The sequence below is a fragment of the Streptomyces incarnatus genome (assembly GCF_001027185.1).
Classification (GTDB): Bacteria; Actinomycetota; Actinomycetes; order Streptomycetales; family Streptomycetaceae; genus Streptomyces; species Streptomyces puniciscabiei.
In genome coordinates this window covers 5,981,027-5,999,058 of the sequence record NZ_CP011497.1, presented here as the reverse complement: position 1 = coordinate 5,999,058, position 18,032 = coordinate 5,981,027, and the positions used below count along the sequence as shown (strand labels likewise).

Sequence of the window (18,032 nt, the reverse complement as noted above, 5' to 3'; positions counted from 1 at the left end):
GCTTCGGCACCTGCAAGACCCTTGCGGTGATGGACATCACGTCAGCAGACTGCTGGACGGAACTAGAACGCGTACTAGTTCTGGAGGAGAGCCCTCTCGGAGAGGACCCGCACCCATGGCCGCCGAACCCGTGATCGTCGAAGCCGTACGCACCCCCATCGGCAAGCGCGGCGGCGCGCTCGCCAACCTGCACCCCGCCTACCTCCTGGGCGAGACCTACCGTGAACTCCTGGGCCGCACCGGCATCCCCGCCGACGCCGTCGAGCAGATCGTCGGCGGCACGGTCACGCACGCCGGCGAACAGTCCATGAACCCCGCGCGCACGGCCTGGCTGACCATGGGGCTGCCGTACGAGACGGCGGCCACGACGGTCGACTGCCAGTGCGGCTCCTCCCAGCAGGCCTCGCACATGGTGGCCAACATGGTCGCCGGGGGTGTGATCGACGTCGGCATCAGCTGCGGGGTCGAGGCGATGAGCCGGGTCCCGCTGGGCTCCGGCTCCAAGCACGGTCCCGGCAAGCCGTTCCCCGACGAGTGGAACGTCGACCTGCCGAACCAGTTCGAGGCGGCCGAGCGGATCGCCCGGCACCGGGGCCTGACCCGGGAGAACGTCGACGCGCTGGGGCTGCTGTCCCAGGAGCGGGCGGCGCTGGCGTGGGCGGAGGAACGTTTCAAGCGCGAGACGTTCGCGGTCCAGGTCCCGACCACCGAGGAGGAGCAGTACGCGGGTCAGGGCATGTGGCGGCTGGTCGACAAGGACGAAGGACTGCGGGACACCTCCCTGGAAGCCCTGGCCGGTCTGAAGCCGGTGATGCCGACGGCCGTCCACACGGCGGGCAACTCCTCGCAGATCTCCGACGGCGCGGCGGCGATCATGTGGGCGTCCAAGCGGATGGCGCGAGCGCTGAAGCTGAAGCCGAGGGCGAGGATCGTCGCCCAGGCCCTGGTGGGCGCCGACCCGCACTTCCACCTGGACGGCCCGATCGACGCGACGACCGCGGTGCTGGGCAAGGCGGGGATGTCCTTGAAGGACATCGACCTGATCGAGATCAACGAGGCCTTCGCGTCCGTGGTGTTGAGCTGGGCCCAGGTCTTCGACCAGGACCTGGACAAGGTCAACGTCAACGGCGGCGCGATCGCACTGGGCCACCCGGTGGGAGCGACGGGCGCCCGCCTGATCACCACCGCCCTGCACGAACTGGAGCGCGCGGACAAGGAGTTCGCCCTGATCACGATGTGCGCGGGCGGCGGCCTGGCCACCGGGACGATCATTCAGCGGCTGTAGCCGGGGTCCAGGAGGGGTGGCCGGCGCCGCCACGGACCCGTCGATCGAGCCTCCCCGGCAATCACCGGGAAGCGAGCGGCCCCACAGTGACAGGCAACTCGTCCGGGCAGCGGCCGACCGGCCTCACCCTCGGCCCCTGGAACAGGTACGACAGGCCGAAGCCGGCCGACACCACCACCCCTCCGCCCACCGCGTCCAGCACCCAGTGGTTGCCGGTGGCGATGATGGCCGAGACGGTGAAGAGGGGATGGAGGAGGCCGAGGGCCTTCATCCACCACCTCGGGGCGATGATCGCGACGACCACCCCGCACCACAGGGCCCAGCCGAAGTGCAGGGACGGCATCGCCGCGTACTGGTTGGTGAGCGCGGTCAGGGTGCCGTAGTCCGGCTTGGAGAAGTCCTGGACGCCGTGGACGGTGTCGATCATGCCGAGCCCCGGCATCAGGCGCGGCGGGGCCAGCGGGAAGAGCCAGAAGCCGGTCAGGGCGAGGAAGGTGGCGAAGCCGAGGGAGGCGCGGGCCCAGCGGTAGTCGACGGGGCGGCGCCAGTAGAGGACGGCGAGGACCGTCAGGGGCACCACGAAGTGGAAGGACTCGTAGTAGAAGTCGAAGAAGTCCCGCAGCCAGCCGATCCTCACGACCGCGTGGTTGGCCCAGTGCTCGATGTCGATGTGCAGGAACCGCTCGATGCCGAGCACGATGTGCCCGTGCTGCTCGGCCCGGGCCCGGCCACCGGAGATGGTGCCGCCGGTCGCGGCCAGCCGGACCTGCTGGTAGGCGGCGTACACGACCCGGATGAGCAGCAGCTCCAGGAGGAGGTTGGGGCGGGTCAGAACGCGGCGGAGGACGGGCAGGAGGGGGACGCGGCGAAAGCGGGCGGTGACCGGTGGCGCGTACTCCGCCGGGATCGGCCGCTGGTAGTGCGGGGACGTCCGGGACAGGAACGGTACGGTCGTGGCGGCGGCCAGCGCGGCGAGCAGGACCAGGTTGTCGCGCAGCGGGTACATCACCGGCATGTGCGGCAGCATCATCGTTGCCGGCAGGGTGGTGACCAGGATCACCGCCACCGGCCAGACGTACCGGTCGGAGGACCGTCGGCCGACCCGGCCGACCACCGCGAGCAGCACCCACAGCAGCTGGTACTGCCAGGCGGTGGGAGAGACGGCGACGACGGCGCACCCGGTGAGGGCGACGGCGAGCAGCAGCTGGCCGTCGTGGGCGTAGCGCACGGCGCGGCGCAGGGCGAGCGCGGCGACGGCGGCGCTGAGCACCAGGAAGAGGCCGATCTCCAGCGGGCCGGTCAGGCCCAGGCGGAGCAGGGCGCCGTGCAGGGACTGGTTGCCGAGGGCGTCGGCCTTGCCGCCGAGGCCGACCCCGGCCATGTGGTGCACCCAGTACGTGTACGAGTCGTGCGGCAGTGCCGCCCAGGCGAGCGCGGTGCAGGCGGCGAAGGTGCCGGCGGTGGCGGCGGTGGCCCGGCGCCGGTCGGTGAACCACAGCAGCGGGGCGAAGAGCACCATGGTCGGCTGCAGCGCGGCGGCCATGCCGATGCACAGGCCGCTCCCCCGTTCCCCGCGCACGGTGAAGCAGCCGAGCAGGACCAGCAGGACCGGGATGATGCTGGTCTGGCCGAGCCACAGGGCGTTGCGGACCGGCAGCGACAGCATGAGCAGGCTGATCGCGACCGGCGCGGCCAGCAGCGAGGTGCGTCGGCCGATCGGCTGGGGCAGCGCACGGGCGGCCACCAGGCCGAGGGCGACGACCAGCAGCAGGGTGCCGAAGGTCCAGCCCCAGCCGAGGGCGGCCTGCGCGGACTTGGTCAGCGGTTTGAGGACCAGGCCGCCGAAGGGGGTGCCGGTGAACCGGGTCGAGTCGTAGAGCGAGCCCTTCACGTGCAGGACACCGTGGGGGCCGACCCAGGTCTCCAGGTCGGTCAGCCGCTGGCCGCTCGGCGTGGTGAGGACGACGGTCAGCTGCCGTATCGCGAGGAGCGCGACCACCGCCCACAGGGCGAGCCGGGCCGCCAGCATCCTTGCCTCGGCCGGGGCCCTGCCGAAGGTGTCCGCCGCTCGCCCCCTGTGCTCCACGTCCGCCACGCCTCGTCGGCCTCCCGCCCCGTCGGTCCCGGCACCGGTGACACCGGATTCTGCTGAGAACCCTATGAGGGTCCCAGCCCCCGGAGAAGGACGCCGTACACCCCCGCTTCACCTGACGTCCGTTCTCCTTTTGACCGGATGACGACAGTCGGGGTGCAGGGCCGGTTGCCCGGCCGGGGCGCGAGAAGGATCACAGGGCGGGGCCGGAATGGCTGGTCATGAGTGGGCAGACGTACCTGCGTACGCGCCCTTTGGCTGCACCGTGCAGTTAAGTGCATACGACACGTAAGGGACCGAGGTCCCCCTATGGTCGGTTTTCGGCCCGTTTCCCGGCAGCGTCGCCGTACGGACCGTGCCCCTGTCCCCGTCGAAAGGTAGGCGAGCCCCGTTTTGGCGACCGCCACAGCAGTCTCCCAGCCCCTCCCGAAGCCCCGGCGGGCCACCACGGCCCGTGACGTCACCGTCACCGACCCCGCGCTGGTCAAGCGCGCCGTGAAGGCGGCCGCGCTCGGCAACGCGATGGAGTGGTTCGACTTCGGTGTCTACAGCTACATCGCGGTCACCCTCGGCAAGGTCTTCTTCCCGTCCGGCAACCCGACCGCGCAGCTGCTGTCGACCTTCGGCGCCTTCGCGGCGGCCTTCCTGGTCCGGCCGCTCGGTGGCATGGTCTTCGGTCCGCTGGGCGACCGGGTGGGCCGCCAGAAGGTCCTCGCCCTCACGATGATCATGATGGCGGCGGGCACGTTCGCGATCGGCCTGATCCCGTCGTACGCCTCGATCGGCGTCGGCGCCCCGCTGCTTCTGCTGGCCGCCCGGCTGGTGCAGGGCTTCTCCACCGGTGGTGAGTACGCCGGCGCGTCCACCTTCATCGCCGAGTACGCCCCCGACAAGAAGCGCGGCTTCTTCGGCAGCTGGCTGGAGTTCGGCACGCTGGCGGGCTACATCGGCGGCGCGGGTCTGGTCACCCTGATGACCGCGCTGCTGTCCTCGCACGACCTGGTGGCGTGGGGCTGGCGCATCCCGTTCCTGATCGCGGGCCCGATGGGCATCATCGGCCTGTACCTGCGGATGCGGCTGGAGGAGACCCCGGCGTTCGCGGCGGAGGTCGAGAAGGCGGAGGCCGCCCGGCCGAAGGTGCCGCTGCGCGAGATGATCGCGGGCCAGTGGAAGGCGCTGCTGCTGTGCATGGGCCTGGTGCTGGTCTTCAACGTCACCGACTACATGCTGCTGTCGTACATGCCGAGCTACCTCACCAGTGAGCTGAAGTACGACGAGACCCACGGGCTGCTGGTCGTGCTGGGCGTGATGGCCCTGATGATGATCGTCCAGCCGTTCGCGGGGGCGCTGACCGACCGGATCGGCCGTCGCCCCGTGATCGCGGCCGGTTGCGCGGGCTTCCTGCTCCTCTCCGTCCCGGCGCTGCTGCTGATCCGCCAGGGCAGCCTGCTCGCGGTGGGCCTGGGCATGGGTGCGCTGGGCCTCCTCCTGGTCTGCTTCACGGCGGCCATGCCGGCCGCGCTGCCCGCTCTCTTCCCGACGCGGGTGCGGTACGGGTCCCTGTCCATCGGGTTCAACGTGTCGGTGTCGCTGTTCGGCGGGACGACGCCGCTGGTGGTCACGGCGCTGATCGGGGTCACCGGGAACATGATGATGCCCGCGTACTACATGATGGCCGCGGCTGTGATCGGCGGGTTCGCGGTGTGGCGGATGTCCGAGTCGGCGGGGCGGCCGTTGCCGGGTTCCGCCCCGGCAGTGGAGCGGCGGTAGGCGGCGTAGGGGTTACCGCCGTATCCCGGGTGCGGGTGGGCTGTGGCTGGTCGCGCAGTTCCCCGCGCCCCTTCAGGGCGCTTCCCGAAGCCGGAACCGTTGACAACTCGGCGCCGTCTGTTGCCCTGTGAAACGCAGCCGCATAGTCACCCTGGTCCTCGCTCTCCTCGGCATACAGCTGAGCTGGCTCGTCGCGCCGGCCTACGCCTGTGGGTGTGGGGCGATGGTGCCGGATCCGGCGGCGGAGATATCCGTCGCCCAGGAGCAGTCCGTGCTGCGCTGGGACGGCCGTCAGGAGCAGATCGTGATGCGGCTGACGGTGAACGGCGACGCGCGACACGCCGCCTGGATCATGCCGGTCCCGCACCGGGCGACCGTCCGCCTCGGCGATCCCGCGCTCTTCGACCAGCTGTCCAGGGCCGTCCAGCCCGTCCACCGCACCCGGTACTACTTCTGGCCGAAGAACGGCGACTGGCCCTTCGACAGCCATGACGCGGGAGCCGCGGCCGCACCACCCGAGGCCGCCGGCGGCGTGGGTGTGGTCGGTCGCCAGCGGCTCGGCCCGTTCGACGTGGCCCGGCTGACCGCCACCGACCCGGCGGCCCTCGGCGACTGGCTGCACGCCCACGGCTTCCCCCTGCCCGCCCGGCTGAGGACGGCCCTGCAGCCGTACGTCGACCGGCGCTGGGAGTACGTGGCCGTCCGCCTCGCCCCGGACGCCCGGGGCACCGCGCTGCACGGCGCGCTGGACCCCCTCCACCTCACGTTCGCCGCCGACCGCCCGGTCTACCCGATGCGGCTGTCCCGGCTGGCCCGTACCCCACAGTCGCTCGGCCTGTACGTCCTCGCCGCCCACCGCATGGAGACCCGCGCCACGATCGGCGGTGAGCGGCCCGGCGTGGTCTTCGCGGGCCGCGTCCACACGCGGACCGGCACCCTGGGCAGGCTGGCCGCCGGCACGCCGTACCTGACCGCGCTCACCCAGCGGTTTCCCGAGCCCGCCCGCATCTCGGGCGACCACGAGCTGCGCCGCGCCGCGACCGACGCCCCGGTGCAGCAGGTGATCTACGACTACCGGATGCGTGCGGTCGGCGGGATCCCGGCCTGGCTGCTCACCGTGGGCGGAACACTCCTGCTGGTCGTCACCGCCGGCGCCGTGATCGTCGTACGGCGCTCCCGGCGGCCGGTGATTCCGCCGCCGCCTGTACAGGCTCCGCCGCCTTTCCCCCCGTCGGCGCCCGTCGGCTGAGACGATGTGTGCGGGAAGGGCAGACACTCGGGAAAGGCAGCAGGAGCATGAGCGACTCCCAGCTCTGGGACGACGTCGACGACTACTTCACCAGCCGGCTCGCCCCGGATGACGAGGCGCTGGAGGCGGCCCTGCGGGAGAACGACGCAGCCGGTCTGCCGCACATCTCCGTCACGGCGGCGCAGGGAAAGTTCCTCCAATTGCTCGCCCAGGCGCAGGGCGCGCGGCACATCCTGGAGATCGGCACACTCGGCGGCTACAGCACGATCTGGCTGGCCCGGGCCCTGCCCGAGGACGGCCGGCTCGTGTCGCTGGAGTACAACGCCAAGCACGCGGAGGTGGCCACCCGGAACCTCGCCCGGGCCGGCCTGGACCGGATCGCGGAGGTGCGGGTGGGGCCGGCCCTGGAGTCGCTGCCCAAGCTCGCCGACGAGAACCCGGCCCCGTTCGACCTGGTGTTCATCGACGCCGACAAGGCCAACAACGCGCACTACGTGGAGTGGGCGCTGCGGCTCACCCGCACCGGCAGCCTGATCGTCGTGGACAACGTGGTGCGCGGCGGCCGGGTCGTCGACGCGAGCAGCTCCGAGCCCGACGTCGTGGGCACGCGCGCCGCGATCGAGCTGATCGGCACGCATCCGAGGCTGAGCGGTACGGCGATCCAGACGGTCGGCAGCAAGGGCTACGACGGCTTCGCGCTGGCCCGGGTGCTGGACTGAGCCGTCGCGTCGCCGCCGGGCCGGGGCTCAGGCCTCGTGGTAGAAGCCGACGTTGACGCTGCGCGGCGCGGTGCGGTCCTGGACGACGATCTCGCCGGACCCGCCGCGCGGCAGCGGCACGGTCGCGCCGTAGCCGACGGGCTGCGCGTACTCCCCGACCATCAGCCGCACTTCGGACGACGGCTCGGCCTGGGAGCCGCGCAGCCAGGTGAGGTGCCAGCCGCCGTCGGGGCCGCACAGGAACTCCAGGTGGACCCGGGAGACGAACAGCCAGTCCTCGGGGGTGACCAGCCGGCACACGGAGGCGTCCCGGCCGACCCGGAGCACGGCGCCCGGCTCGCTCGGCGCCTCGGCCATCGTCATCCCGGCCGTGGCGCCCGCGTCGGCCCCGGAGACGGTGGCCATGGTGAGTTCGAGCACGCGCGTTTCCCCCTGTACGACCCTCTGCACGACCCTCGTTGCAGGGCGGCCGGATTGCCGTGCCGCCGCCGCATGATAAAACGCCCGGCGGGGCCGCGTCCGGCACAATGGGCTCATGACCGAGCGAAAGCCACCGGGTGTGCCGTTCGAGTCCTGGGTCGACAAGCAGATCCGTGACGCGCAGGGGCGGGGTGAGTTCGAGCGGTTGCCGGGCGCGGGTGAGCCGCTGCCCGCCGATCTCGACTCCGCCTACGACGAACTGTGGTGGGTCAAGCGGAAGTTGGTGCGCGAGGGTCTGTCCGTCCTGCCGCCCGCGCTCGCCCTGCGCAAGGAGGCCGAGGACGCGCTCGCGGCGGCCTACGCGGCGCCCTCCGAGCGGATCGCGCGGAAGATCATCGAGGACGTCAACGTCAAGATCAAGGACATGATGTTCAAGCCGCCGCCGGGTCCCCCGCTGGGCAGGAAGCCGTACGACGTCGAGGAGGTCGTGCGCGAGTGGCGGCAGCGCAGGGCTGCCGCCGGACGTGATCGTTCAGATGTGTAGCAGGCGCCCGGCCAGCTCCTGGTAGTCGCGCAGCGCCAGCCGGAGCTGCTCGGTGTCGGTGTCCGTGCCGGGTCCACGGTCCTCGGAGGCCTCCCAGGACCGCCGCAGCGTGCGCCGGCGCCGCTCCACGGCCTCCTCGAACCGTCCCGCGATCTCCTCCAGCACGTGATCGGCCTGCTCCACCGCGCCCCGGGGCTCGTCCACGAACCCGACGGCCAGCTGCCGCATCCGCTGCTCCCAGCGGGCCGTCTCGTCCTGGGTCAGCAGGGGGGCGCCGGTACCGGAGGGTGCCGGGGCCGGCTCGCCGACGCCGGAACCGCCGGGGGCCGGTGCGCCTCCGGCCGCCGCCCCGGTGCCGGGTGCGCCGGTACCGCCCTGCGCCGTCGGCCACGCGTCCGGCTCCCTGGACTCGGTGGTGTGCGCCTCCCGCCCGGTCACCTCCCCGGAGGACGGCACCCCCAGCCCGTCCTCGGGCATCGAGCTCTCGTACGCCCCCCCGCGCCCACCCTCGCCGGCCATCCGGCTCTCCGGTGACGTCCCGCCCTCTCCGGCCATCCGACGCTCACCCGGGATCCCGCCCTCGCGGCTCATACCGCTCTCACCCGGCATGCCCCGCTCGCCGGCCATCCGGCCCTCCGCCGGCATTCCAGCCTCGCTGGGCGTCTCGTTCTCGCCGGCCATCCGGCCCTCCCGCGGCGTTCCGGACGCGCCGGGCGTCTCGCCCTCGCCGGGCATCCGGCGCTCACCCGGCATGCCCTTCTCGCCGGTCATCCGGCCCTCCGCCGGTATCTCGCCCTCGCCGGGTATCCGGCGCCCGCCGGACACAGAAGTGTCATCCTCCGTCTCCTCCGCGAGGCCCGGTGGGTGTGGGGGTGTGTCCTCCGGGGTGAGGTCGTCGGCTGTCAGGCCGTTTCTGCCGGGGCCGATCGAGCCGGGGAGGCGGGTGGTGGCGCCGGGCGGTGGTTCGCCGGGGAGGCGTTCCTCCGGCAGGGGGTCTCTCGGCGTGTGGTGGCCCAGGGGCATGTCCTCCGGGGTCCAGTCCTCGTCCGGCGGCCGGCGGAAGCGGCCGGTCGGACGCTCGTCGGCGGGGCCGCTCATGCTGTCCGACATGATGCTCAACTCTCCTTCAGATGACCCCTGTTGAAGGCCCGAGGGGTGTGGGCGCGGCGGCGGGCGTGGGTCGCCCGGTGCCGGCCGGTCTCCCCGGAGGGGTGGGTCAGGTCGTCGAAGAGGGCGCGGGCGCCGACGAGCGCCGTACGCATCTCCTCGGTCCCGGAGCCGGCCTCGGTCAGCGCGTCGCGCGCCCCGGCACGGGCCACCCGGTGCACCTGCCGGTAGCCGTCGACGTGGTCGGCGTGGTGCACGGACAGCGCGGCGAGCTGCTCGTCGTAGCGCCCGCCGTCCGGGTAGCCGCGCGCGGCAGCGAGTTCCGCGAGCAGCTGGTCGGCCTCGGCCACCGCCTGCCGCGGCGAGGCGACGAAGTGTTCCTGCACGGCCGTCCAGCGGGCCGCGTAGTGCTCCTGCCCGGCCGGGTCCAGTGGCCGTTCCCGCAGCTCGCCGTGGCGTTCGACGCGCTCGGCGAGCTCCTGTTCGGCGGCCTTGGTGTCCCCGTCGTGCAGGGCCACGGCCCGCTCGTACTCGGGTCCGAAGCGCCGCTTCAGGCCGGGCCCGCCGTACCGTCCGCGGCCGCGCAGGAACGGGGCGGTGGCCGCGGCGATGATCACGACCGCCACGATCACGGTCAACACGATCATGCCAGTGGACATGCTTGCCTTTCCGTCGGACCGGCCCCACTGGCCGGCTCCCCCTCCGGGTGACCCGGAAGGGGAGCCACAAACGGCGGTCAGTCCGCGAAGCGGCGCAGCCCGGTCACCGACCACACCGCCGAGATACGCCCGTCCACCACCTCCAGCAGATCGATCCCGCTCTTCTGGCCGCCGTCCGGCAGGGTCACGTACCAGCAGCAGGCGACCCGGCCCAGCGTGCCGTCCACCGTCGGCGTGCCGTCGACGGCGTACCGCAGCCCGGGCCGCTCCTCGCGGAAGGCGGAGACCAGGCCGACGATCCCGGCGGGGCCGTGCACCGCGTCGGTGTCCGCGCCCCGGTCGGGGTCGTTCGCGAAGCGGATGCGGAAGCCGGGCGCGAGGAAGGCCTCCGGGCCGCTCAAGTCGCCGTTCCACAGGGCGGTCCAGCGGTCGAAGAGGGCGATGCCGGTGGCAGGGGTGAGGGCGGTGGTCTGTGGTGTCGTTGTCATGGGCAACAGCCTCCGCCCGGCCCGCGACACCCCCCTGTCGGTGATTGGGGTCACATCACGGTGGCCGCGTCGAGCGGTACGACGTCGGAGCCGAGCGTGTCGAGGGCGGCGAGGTCGACGGCGCGGTGCGGGGCCCGCTCGTCCAGGGCCGTCGCGGCGCGGACCCGGTCCAGCCGGAAGCCGCGCGGGGCGTCCCGCAGCCGGCACCACGCCGCCAGGTACCAGTGCTCCTCGCCGCCGAGGAAGCCGAGCGGCTCCACGTCCCGCGCGGTGATCCGGCCGGCGGCGTCGGCATACTCCAGCCGCAGCACCCGGCCCGCGGTCAGCGCCTCCCGCAGCGCGCCGGGCACCACGGGGCCAGCGGGCCGCTCCGGGCGGGCGGCCGGGACCAGCAGCCGTACCCGCTCGGTCAGCTCGGCCGCCGCCCTGCGCTCGCGTTCCGGCATCACGGCCAGCACCTTGTGCAGCGCGCTGCGCGCGTCCGCCGCGAACGGCGTTCCGGCCAGGGCGTGCAGGCCGACGGCGAGTGCGGTCGCCTCGGCCGGGGTGATGGTCAGCGGCGGCAGCGTCCGCTCCCGGTCGAGCACGTACCCCCCGCTGCGGCCCGGCTCGGCGTGGATGGGCACGCCGGACTGCTGCAGCGCGGCCAGGTCCCGCTCGATGGTGCGGACGCTGACCTCGAAGCGCCGGGCCAGCGCCCGGGCGCTGCGGGGCCGGGGAGCGGCGGCGCGCAACTCCTCGACGAGGGCGTAGAGACGGTCGGTGCGGTTCACGGCACCCAGTCTGCGGAAACCCGCTCGGCGGCACGGCGCGGAGCGCCGACAATGGCCGGCATGACGTGGACGATCGCCCCGGAACCGTACGACTCCCCGGTCGCCGCCGCCCTGTGGCGGGCGTACTACACGGAGGTCAGCGACCGCTGGTACCTGCTGCACGAGGGCCGCCGTACCGACCCCGTCGAGCTGGAGCGGGAGATCGCGGCCACCACCGGATCCGAACTCTCGCCTCCCACGGGGCAGTTGCTCGTCGGCCGGTACGGGGGCGAGCCCGCCGGTTCGGCGGGGGTACGGCTGCTGGAGCCGGACACGGCGGAACTGACGCGGGTGTTCGTGTACGAGCACCTGCGCGGCAGGGGCGGGGCCCCGTTGCTGGTGGCCGCGGCCGAGGAGGCCGCCCGGGCCCTCGGTGCCCGGCGGCTGATCCTGGACACCCGCTCCGACCTGGTCGAGGCCCGCACCCTGTACGCCCGGCTCGGCTACGCGGAGACCGGTCCGCACAACGACGACGTCTACGCCGAGCACTGGTTCCGCAAGGAGCTGGTGGTCAACTGACCCTGGCGCCGGTCGCGTTGTGCGGTCGTTCGCGGTCCGTGCCGCACAGTTCGCCGGTGAGTTCCCGCACGAGCTGGGTCAGGTCGGTGGAACGGCGGGGTTCCCACCAGTCGCCGAGGAGTTCGGCGAGGGACTCCTCGCGGGCCTTGGCGAGCCGTTCGGCGACCACGCGGCCGGAGGGCGTCAAGTACAGGTCCAGGCCCTGGCGTTCGGCGAGCTGCCGCTCCTCGACCTGGCGGGCGGCGGCGAGGACGGCCTCCAGCGGGACGGGGCTGCGCTCGGCGAGCACGCCCGGCTCGACGGAGCCGTACTTGCGGATGCGCAGCAGCATCCAGCTGGCGGCGGGCAGCAGGTCGTACCCGGCCCGCTCGGTGATCTTGCGGTAGATCTCGCGGCGGCCCGCGCGGGTGCCGAGCAGCGACAGCGCGCGGCAGCACTCGTCGTAGGAGGACCGCTCGACCGGGTTGGGCGGGATGGTCTCGGAGGCGTCCGGCGCGGTGACCGAGCCGCGCAGCGGGTCCTCCTTCAGGAGCCAGGCCAGCAGGAAGCCGAGGACGGCGACGGGGGCGGCGTAGAGGAAGACGTCGGTGATGGCGGACGCGTACGCGTGCAGGGCCGCCGGGCGCAGGGCGGGCGGCAGGGCGGCGATGCCGCGCGGGTCGGACTTCAGGGCGTTCGCGTTCACGCCGGGCGGCAGATGGGCGCCCCGGAAGGCGGCGGCGAGTTTGTCGCCGAGGCGGCTCGCGAACACCGTGCCGAAGATCGCCACGCCGAAGGAGGCGCCGATGGAGCGGAAGAAGGTCGCGCCGGAGGTGGCGACGCCCAGGTCCTCGTACGACACCGCGTTCTGCACGATGAGGACGAGGACCTGCATGACCAGGCCGAGTCCGAGGCCGAACACGAAGAAGTAGACGCTCATCTCGGCGGTCGAGCTGTGCTCGTCGAGCCGGTGGAGCAGGAGCAGGCCGATGGTGGTGACGGCGGTGCCGGTGAGCGGGAACACCTTCCAGCGGCCGGTGCGGCTGACGATCTGCCCCGAGATCGTGGACGACAGCAGCAGGCCGACCACCATGGGCAGCATGTGCACGCCGGACAGGGTCGGCGAGATGCCGTGCACGACCTGCAGGAACGTCGGCAGATAGGTCATCGCGCCGAACATGGCGAATCCGACGATGAAGCTGATGACGGCGGCGAGGGTGAAGGTGCGGATGCCGAACAGCTTCAGCGGCAGCACGGGTTCGGCGGCCGTCCGCTCGACGGCCACGAACGCCACGGCCAGCAGCAGGCCAAGCCCGATGAGCCCGACGATCTGCGTCGAGCCCCAGGACCAGGTCGTGCCGCCGAGGGAGGCGACCAGGACCAGGCAGGTGGCGACGGCCGCGATCAGGAAGGTACCCAGGTAGTCGATGACGTGGTGGGCGGTGCGGCGCGGGATGTGCAGGGCGGTGGCGATCACGACGAGCGCCACGGCACCGACGGGCAGGTTGACGTAGAACACCCAGCGCCAGCTCAGATGCTCGGTGAACAGCCCGCCGAGCAGCGGGCCGAGCACACTGGTCGCCCCGAACACCGCCCCGAACAGCCCCTGGTAGCGCCCGCGTTCACGCGGCGGCACGATGTCGCCGACGATCGCCATGGACAGCACCATCAGCCCGCCGCCGCCCAGCCCCTGCAGCGCGCGGAAGCCGATCAGCTCGGGCATGTTCCGCGCCATGCCGCACAGCGCGGAGCCGATGAGGAAGATGACGATCGCGGTCTGGAACAGCCGTTTCCGCCCGTATTGATCGCCGAGCTTGCCCCACAGCGGGGTCGCGGCGGTCGAGGCCAGCAGATAGGCGGTGACCACCCAGGACAGGTGCTCCAGACCCCCGAGATCGCTGACGATGGTGGGCAGCGCGGTCGACACGATCGTCTGGTCGAGCGCGGCGAGGAGCAGCCCGAGGAGCAGGGCGCCGATCGAGACGAACACGTTGCCGGGGACGTGCTCGGCGGCCTTGATCTCCTTCTCCGTGCCGTGCGTGTCCAGGGCCATGGAGACCTCCCGGGGCTCGGGTGCACCTCTTCCATCGTGGTCGGTGTCACCGTGTATGGCCTGTCGAGTCCCGCGTTTCCCCGGGCGGATGCGAAGAAGATGCGCATAGTGTCGGGAGGTGCCGAGGGGAGGGCGAACACGTGAGTGAATCCGAGGGCCACAGCTGCCCGGAGTGCGGGACGCCGAGGGGCCCGGATCTGAGCCCGGCCTGCGACTGCACCGAGCGCGCGGCCGAGGCCCTCCACGAGACCCGCACGGCCGAGGCGGCAGCGGCGGAGGACTTCGATCCGCTGCGCATACGCCCGTACGTGAAGGTGCAGCCGACCGAGACCACGCTGCCGTGGATGCGCCCCAAAGGGGCGCGGGGAACTGCGCGACCAGCCACAACGGCGCCGCACCCGAAAGACGACCCACCACACCCGAACGACAACCCCCCGCACCCGAACGACGACTCACCCCGGCCCAACCGGCGGAGCCCCCTCCGCACGCTCCTCCTGTCGGCCGCAGCCGCCGGCACGGCGATCGTCGCCGGCACCGCACTGGCGGGCGGCCTGCTCGCGTACCGCACGCCGTCCCGGGACCAGGCGGCCCAGGAGGTCAGGGAGCGGGTCCCGGCGGTGACCGCACCGGACCCCACGGCACCGGCACCGGCGTCCTCCCCCGCCCCGCCCCGCGTGCCCCCGCCCGCGCCCCCCGCTCCGGTGACCCGCCCGAGCCCGTCGGCCACGCCGTCCGCGTCGCCGACCCCGGCCGCGTCCGCCGGCCCGTCCCGCCCGGCCTCCCCGACCGCCGCCACGACGACCTTCGCCGCCCCGCGGAGCACCCCGGTCGCTCCGGTGCTGCAACGCGGCGACCAGGGCCCGCAGGTGACCGAACTGCAGGAGCGGCTGCGGCAGTTGAACCTCTACAGCGACCGGATCGACGGCGTCTTCACCCGCCCGGTCGAGGACGCCGTGCGCACCTACCAACTGGCCCGGGGCATCCAGGGCGACACCCTGGGGGTGTACGGGCACGCGACGCGACAGAGCCTGGAGGCGGAGACGTCCGAGCCGTGAGAGCGGGCGCAGGCCGGCGCGTCAGCCGATGTGGAGCCGGATCGCCCCGTCGCCGGTGGCCTCGACCCGCACCCGGGTGAGGTCCGGCACGACCACATCGGGCCCGTGCAGACCGGCGCGCGGCCCGACCCCCACCACCGTCATGCCCGCGGCCCGCCCGGCGGCGATGCCCGCACCGGAGTCCTCGAAGACGACACAGTCCGCCGGATCCACCCCGAGTTCGGCGGCGCCCTTCAGGAACCCCTCGGGATCGGGCTTGCTCGCGCCCACCGACTCGGCGGTGACGCGGACCTCCGGCAGCGGCAGCCCGGCGGCGTTCATGCGGGCGGTGGACAGCGGCACGTCGGCGGAGGTCACCAGGGCGTGCGGAAGACCGCGCAGGGAGGCGAGGAAGGTGCTCGCGCCGGGGATCTCGACCACGCCGTCGGTGTCGGCGGTCTCCTCGGCGAGCATGCGGGCGTTGTCGGCGAGGTTCTGCTCCACGGGCCGGTCGGGCAGCAGTACGGCCATGGAGGCGTGCCCCTGCCGGCCGTGGACGACCTTCATCACCTCGTCGCCGTCCAGCCCGTGCCGCCCGGCCCAGCGGCGCCAGATCCGCTCGACGACGGCGTCCGAGTTGACGAGGGTGCCGTCCATGTCGAGCAGGAGGGCGCGGGCGGTGAGGACGGTGGGCGTGGTGGTGGCCGTCATCGGCAGCTCCAGGAAGCTCCAGGGAGGAAAAGCCCCAGCGGACAGGACCCCGGGGCCAGGGACAAGGCGGCCCCGCCCGCCGGTCAGGGAAAACGGGCGGGAGCCACTTTGTTCCTCCACGGTACAAAACCCGGGGCGGATCCCGCCACCGCCTTCCGGAAGCGTTCACCCACCGTTCGGTTCGGACGCCTCGGGGCAGGGCTCAGCCCGCCACCGCCTCGTACAGGCTCCACGCGCCGAGCGCGAGCATCAGCAGCGCCGCGATCTGCGTGATCAGCCGCAGCGGCACCCTCTTCATCAGGGCCTTTCCGCCGACGATGCCGAGTCCGGCGACGGCCCACAGCCCGAGGACGGCGCCGAGGCCGACGGAGATCGGGTCGTCGTAGCGGGCGGCGAGGTTGGCGGTCATGATCTGGGTGAGGTCGCCGAACTCGGCGACGAGGATCAGCGTGAAGCCCGTACCCGCGACCCGCCAGAAGGACTGGTCGGCGGGCTTCCTGATCTCCTCCTCGTCCTCGTCCTTCTTCAGGAGCAGCATCGCGGCGCCGCCGAGGAAGAGGACGCCGGTGACGGCGTGCACGCTCTGCTGGGGCAGCAGGGTCAGCACGCTGCCGGCCGCGACGGCGAGCACGACGTGCAGCAGGAAGGCGGCGGCGACGCCCGCGAAGACGTAACTCGCGCGGTAGCGGGTGCCGAGGACGAGGCCGGCGAGCGCGGTCTTGTCCGGCAGTTCGGCGAGGAAGATGACGCCGAAGACGAGCGCCGTCACGGTGATGCTGATCAAGGTTCCTCAATCGGTCGGGGCCGCCCCGCCGAGAGTGCTGCGTCATGCGATGACACCTCGGCACGGCAGCACACTGGGCGTCCGTGTCGCGGGGACACGGACGTGCACTGCTTGCCGAAGGTCTCGCCGGCGGCCCTCGAAAGACTCGAAGATCCGCCTCCGGGCGCCGGCTCAGGCTGGCTGAGCAGTATGTCGACGGTCCGGCGGAGGGCTACTCCCCTTCTGCGCTCCCCATCGTAAGGGATGTGAAGGTTCCGCCCCGAAGTCCGCCATCGCCTTGATATGACATGAGCACGTCACTATTTTCTTACCGAGCGCTCACCTCACGGCAACGCGGCCTCGCGAGCATTCCCCCGCTCGCACCCAAAACCCCACCCTCGCAAGGGAGTTCACCATGTCCAGGCTCTACGCGCGTCGACGGCTGAGCATACTCGCCGCCCTTACCGGACTCATAGCCTCCGCCGCCCTGTTCGACTCCCCGAGCGCGTCCGCCGCCCTGCCCACGCCGGTCAGCGCCGCCACCGCCCGCGGCTACCTCTCCCAGCTCACCGTGGCCACGGAGAACCGCACCGGCTACAGCCGCGACAAGTTCCCGACCTGGATCACCATCTCCGGCACCTGCAACACCCGTGAGTGGATCCTCAAGCGGGACGGCACGAACGTCGTCACCGACTCCGCCTGCACCGCCACCAGCGGCAGCTGGTACTCCCCCTACGACGGGGCCACCTGGACCGCCGCCTCCGACGTCGACATCGACCACCTCGTCCCGCTCGCCGAGGCCTGGGACTCCGGCGCGAGCAAGTGGACCACCGCGCAGCGGCAGGCCTTCGCCAACGACGTCACGCGCCCCCAGCTCCTCGCCGTCACCGACAACGTCAACCAGGCCAAGGGCGACCAGGACCCGGCGACCTGGGTCCCGTCCCGGTCCGCCTACGTCTGCACCTACGTCCGCGCCTGGGTGCAGGTGAAGTACTACTACGACCTCGCGGTCGACTCCGCCGAGAAGACCGCGCTGACGAACTACCTGGCGAACTGCTGAACTTCGGCACCTCTGAGCCGGGCGGCACGACGCCAGTGCCCGTACCAGGGGGCTCCGCCCCCTGGACCCCGGTCCTGCCCGGCCGGCCCGGGAAGTGACCCGATCCCTACACCGCCCGGCGCCGCACGAGGAACCCCGCCGCCGCGCCCACGGCGAAGAGCGCCGCGAACGAGACGCCCGTGGCCACCCATGTCGCGCCGAGCCACTGGGCGCCGTAGTAGCCGAGGGCGACGCTGTACGCGGCCCAGGAGAGGCCGGCCAGGGCGGACCAGGGAACGAAGTCGCGGGCCCGGCGGTGGGCGGCGCCGGCGCCGAAGGAGACGACCGAGCGGCCCGCCGGGGCGAACCGGGCGAGCACGACCAGCGCGCCGCCGCCCCGCGCCAGGGCATCGCCGAGACGTTCCTGCGCGGTGGTCAGGCGCCGGGAACGGGCGATGGCCCGGTCCAGCCGCGCACCGCCCCGCCAGGCCAGGCGGTACGCCACCAGATCGCCGAGGACCGAGGCGGTCGCCGCCGAGAGGATCAGGGCCAGCAGGTCCGGTACGTCGTGCGGGACCCGGCCGGCCGCCGCGCCCGAGCCCGCCGCCGCTGCCGTGGCCGCCGTGATGACCAGCACGCCGCTCGGCAGCACTGGCACGAACACGTCAAGCAGGACGGACACGGCCACCGCGGCATAGATCCACGGTCCGGCGGCCAGTGACCCCACATCCTCGAACACCACGACTCCCGTTGCTCCCCCGTTGACAGCCATACAGCGTACGCCGGGGG

At 72.7% G+C, this 18,032-nt stretch carries 18 protein-coding genes; 8 read left to right on the top strand and 10 right to left on the bottom strand.

From position 1 onward, the window contains the following. Positions 1 to 115 precede the first annotated feature (115 nt). Entirely contained in the window at positions 116 to 1,285 is a 1,170-nt protein-coding gene (locus ABB07_RS27040; RefSeq protein WP_208901141.1) for a steroid 3-ketoacyl-CoA thiolase, read from the top strand. A gap of 61 nt (positions 1,286 to 1,346) precedes the next feature. On the opposite strand, the gene ABB07_RS27035 is transcribed toward ABB07_RS27040, so the two are convergent. Continuing rightward, positions 1,347 to 3,380: a bifunctional glycosyltransferase 87/phosphatase PAP2 family protein gene (locus tag ABB07_RS27035; protein WP_208901140.1), complete on the bottom strand. Its 2,034-nt coding sequence runs from the start codon at positions 3,378 to 3,380 to the stop codon at positions 1,347 to 1,349. Positions 3,381 to 3,770: 390 nt separating this feature from the next. Between ABB07_RS27035 and proP the strand changes: the two genes are divergently transcribed. The 3 genes from proP to ABB07_RS27020 all read left to right on the top strand — a co-directional run bounded on the left by proP (position 3,771) and on the right by ABB07_RS27020 (position 7,115). After that, positions 3,771 to 5,147: a glycine betaine/L-proline transporter ProP gene (gene proP / locus ABB07_RS27030; protein WP_208901139.1), complete on the top strand. Its 1,377-nt coding sequence runs from the start codon at positions 3,771 to 3,773 to the stop codon at positions 5,145 to 5,147. A 127-nt stretch (positions 5,148 to 5,274) separates the two neighbouring features. Continuing rightward, positions 5,275 to 6,396 (top strand): DUF2330 domain-containing protein, encoded by a 1,122-nt coding sequence (locus tag ABB07_RS27025; protein WP_244189538.1) that lies wholly within the window; start codon positions 5,275 to 5,277, stop codon positions 6,394 to 6,396. A 47-nt stretch (positions 6,397 to 6,443) separates the two neighbouring features. Beyond that, on the top strand, positions 6,444 to 7,115 hold the full coding sequence (locus ABB07_RS27020; RefSeq protein WP_208901138.1) for an O-methyltransferase: 672 nt from the start codon (positions 6,444 to 6,446) through the stop codon (positions 7,113 to 7,115). 27 nt (positions 7,116 to 7,142) lie between these two features. On the opposite strand, the gene ABB07_RS27015 is transcribed toward ABB07_RS27020, so the two are convergent. Next, positions 7,143 to 7,535, bottom strand: coding sequence for an FHA domain-containing protein (locus ABB07_RS27015; protein WP_208901137.1), 393 nt, complete (start codon positions 7,533 to 7,535; stop codon positions 7,143 to 7,145). 115 nt (positions 7,536 to 7,650) lie between these two features. Between ABB07_RS27015 and ABB07_RS27010 the strand changes: the two genes are divergently transcribed. Continuing rightward, positions 7,651 to 8,079 carry a DnaJ family domain-containing protein gene (locus tag ABB07_RS27010; protein ID WP_208901136.1) on the top strand — a complete coding sequence of 143 codons (429 nt, stop codon included), beginning with the start codon at positions 7,651 to 7,653 and terminating at the stop codon, positions 8,077 to 8,079. Here ABB07_RS27010 and ABB07_RS41035 read toward each other — a convergent pair. The 4 genes from ABB07_RS41035 to ABB07_RS26990 all read right to left on the bottom strand — a co-directional run bounded on the left by ABB07_RS41035 (position 8,068) and on the right by ABB07_RS26990 (position 11,106). Continuing rightward, the gene (locus ABB07_RS41035) at positions 8,068 to 9,189 is read right to left on the bottom strand and encodes a hypothetical protein (protein WP_244189537.1); all 1,122 of its coding nucleotides are present in this window, start codon (positions 9,187 to 9,189) and stop codon (positions 8,068 to 8,070) included. The genes ABB07_RS27010 and ABB07_RS41035 overlap by 12 nt on opposite strands. 5 nt (positions 9,190 to 9,194) lie before the next feature. Then, entirely contained in the window at positions 9,195 to 9,845 is a 651-nt protein-coding gene (locus ABB07_RS27000; RefSeq protein ID WP_208901135.1) for a hypothetical protein, read from the bottom strand. A gap of 77 nt (positions 9,846 to 9,922) precedes the next feature. Then, on the bottom strand, positions 9,923 to 10,333 hold the full coding sequence (locus ABB07_RS26995; RefSeq protein ID WP_208901134.1) for a nuclear transport factor 2 family protein: 411 nt from the start codon (positions 10,331 to 10,333) through the stop codon (positions 9,923 to 9,925). Positions 10,334 to 10,383: 50 nt separating this feature from the next. Further along, on the bottom strand, positions 10,384 to 11,106 hold the full coding sequence (locus tag ABB07_RS26990) for a helix-turn-helix transcriptional regulator (protein WP_208901133.1): 723 nt from the start codon (positions 11,104 to 11,106) through the stop codon (positions 10,384 to 10,386). 51 nt (positions 11,107 to 11,157) lie between these two features. Between ABB07_RS26990 and ABB07_RS26985 the strand changes: the two genes are divergently transcribed. Continuing rightward, positions 11,158 to 11,664, top strand: coding sequence for a GNAT family N-acetyltransferase (locus tag ABB07_RS26985; RefSeq protein ID WP_208901132.1), 507 nt, complete (start codon positions 11,158 to 11,160; stop codon positions 11,662 to 11,664). Here the strand turns inward: ABB07_RS26985 and ABB07_RS26980 are convergent. Then, positions 11,657 to 13,696 (bottom strand): MDR family MFS transporter, encoded by a 2,040-nt coding sequence (locus ABB07_RS26980; RefSeq protein WP_208901131.1) that lies wholly within the window; start codon positions 13,694 to 13,696, stop codon positions 11,657 to 11,659. The two genes, ABB07_RS26985 and ABB07_RS26980, sit on opposite strands and share 8 nt — an antisense overlap. 140 nt (positions 13,697 to 13,836) lie before the next feature. On the opposite strand from ABB07_RS26980, the gene ABB07_RS26975 reads away from it, so the two are divergent. Then, positions 13,837 to 14,751: a peptidoglycan-binding domain-containing protein gene (locus ABB07_RS26975; RefSeq protein ID WP_208901130.1), complete on the top strand. Its 915-nt coding sequence runs from the start codon at positions 13,837 to 13,839 to the stop codon at positions 14,749 to 14,751. 21 nt (positions 14,752 to 14,772) lie between these two features. On the opposite strand, the gene ABB07_RS26970 is transcribed toward ABB07_RS26975, so the two are convergent. Together ABB07_RS26970 and ABB07_RS26965 are read right to left on the bottom strand one after the other, a co-directional pair. Further along, positions 14,773 to 15,441, bottom strand: a complete 669-nt coding sequence (locus ABB07_RS26970) for an HAD-IA family hydrolase (protein WP_208901129.1) — start codon at positions 15,439 to 15,441, stop codon at positions 14,773 to 14,775. Positions 15,442 to 15,643: 202 nt separating this feature from the next. Then, positions 15,644 to 16,225, bottom strand: a complete 582-nt coding sequence (locus tag ABB07_RS26965; protein ID WP_208901128.1) for a TMEM165/GDT1 family protein — start codon at positions 16,223 to 16,225, stop codon at positions 15,644 to 15,646. 394 nt (positions 16,226 to 16,619) lie between these two features. Between ABB07_RS26965 and ABB07_RS26960 the strand changes: the two genes are divergently transcribed. Next, positions 16,620 to 17,264 (top strand): HNH endonuclease family protein, encoded by a 645-nt coding sequence (locus ABB07_RS26960; protein ID WP_208901127.1) that lies wholly within the window; start codon positions 16,620 to 16,622, stop codon positions 17,262 to 17,264. 106 nt (positions 17,265 to 17,370) lie between these two features. Here ABB07_RS26960 and ABB07_RS26955 read toward each other — a convergent pair whose 3' ends face one another. After that, positions 17,371 to 17,982 (bottom strand): DedA family protein, encoded by a 612-nt coding sequence (locus tag ABB07_RS26955; protein WP_244189803.1) that lies wholly within the window; start codon positions 17,980 to 17,982, stop codon positions 17,371 to 17,373. Positions 17,983 to 18,032 lie beyond the last annotated feature (50 nt).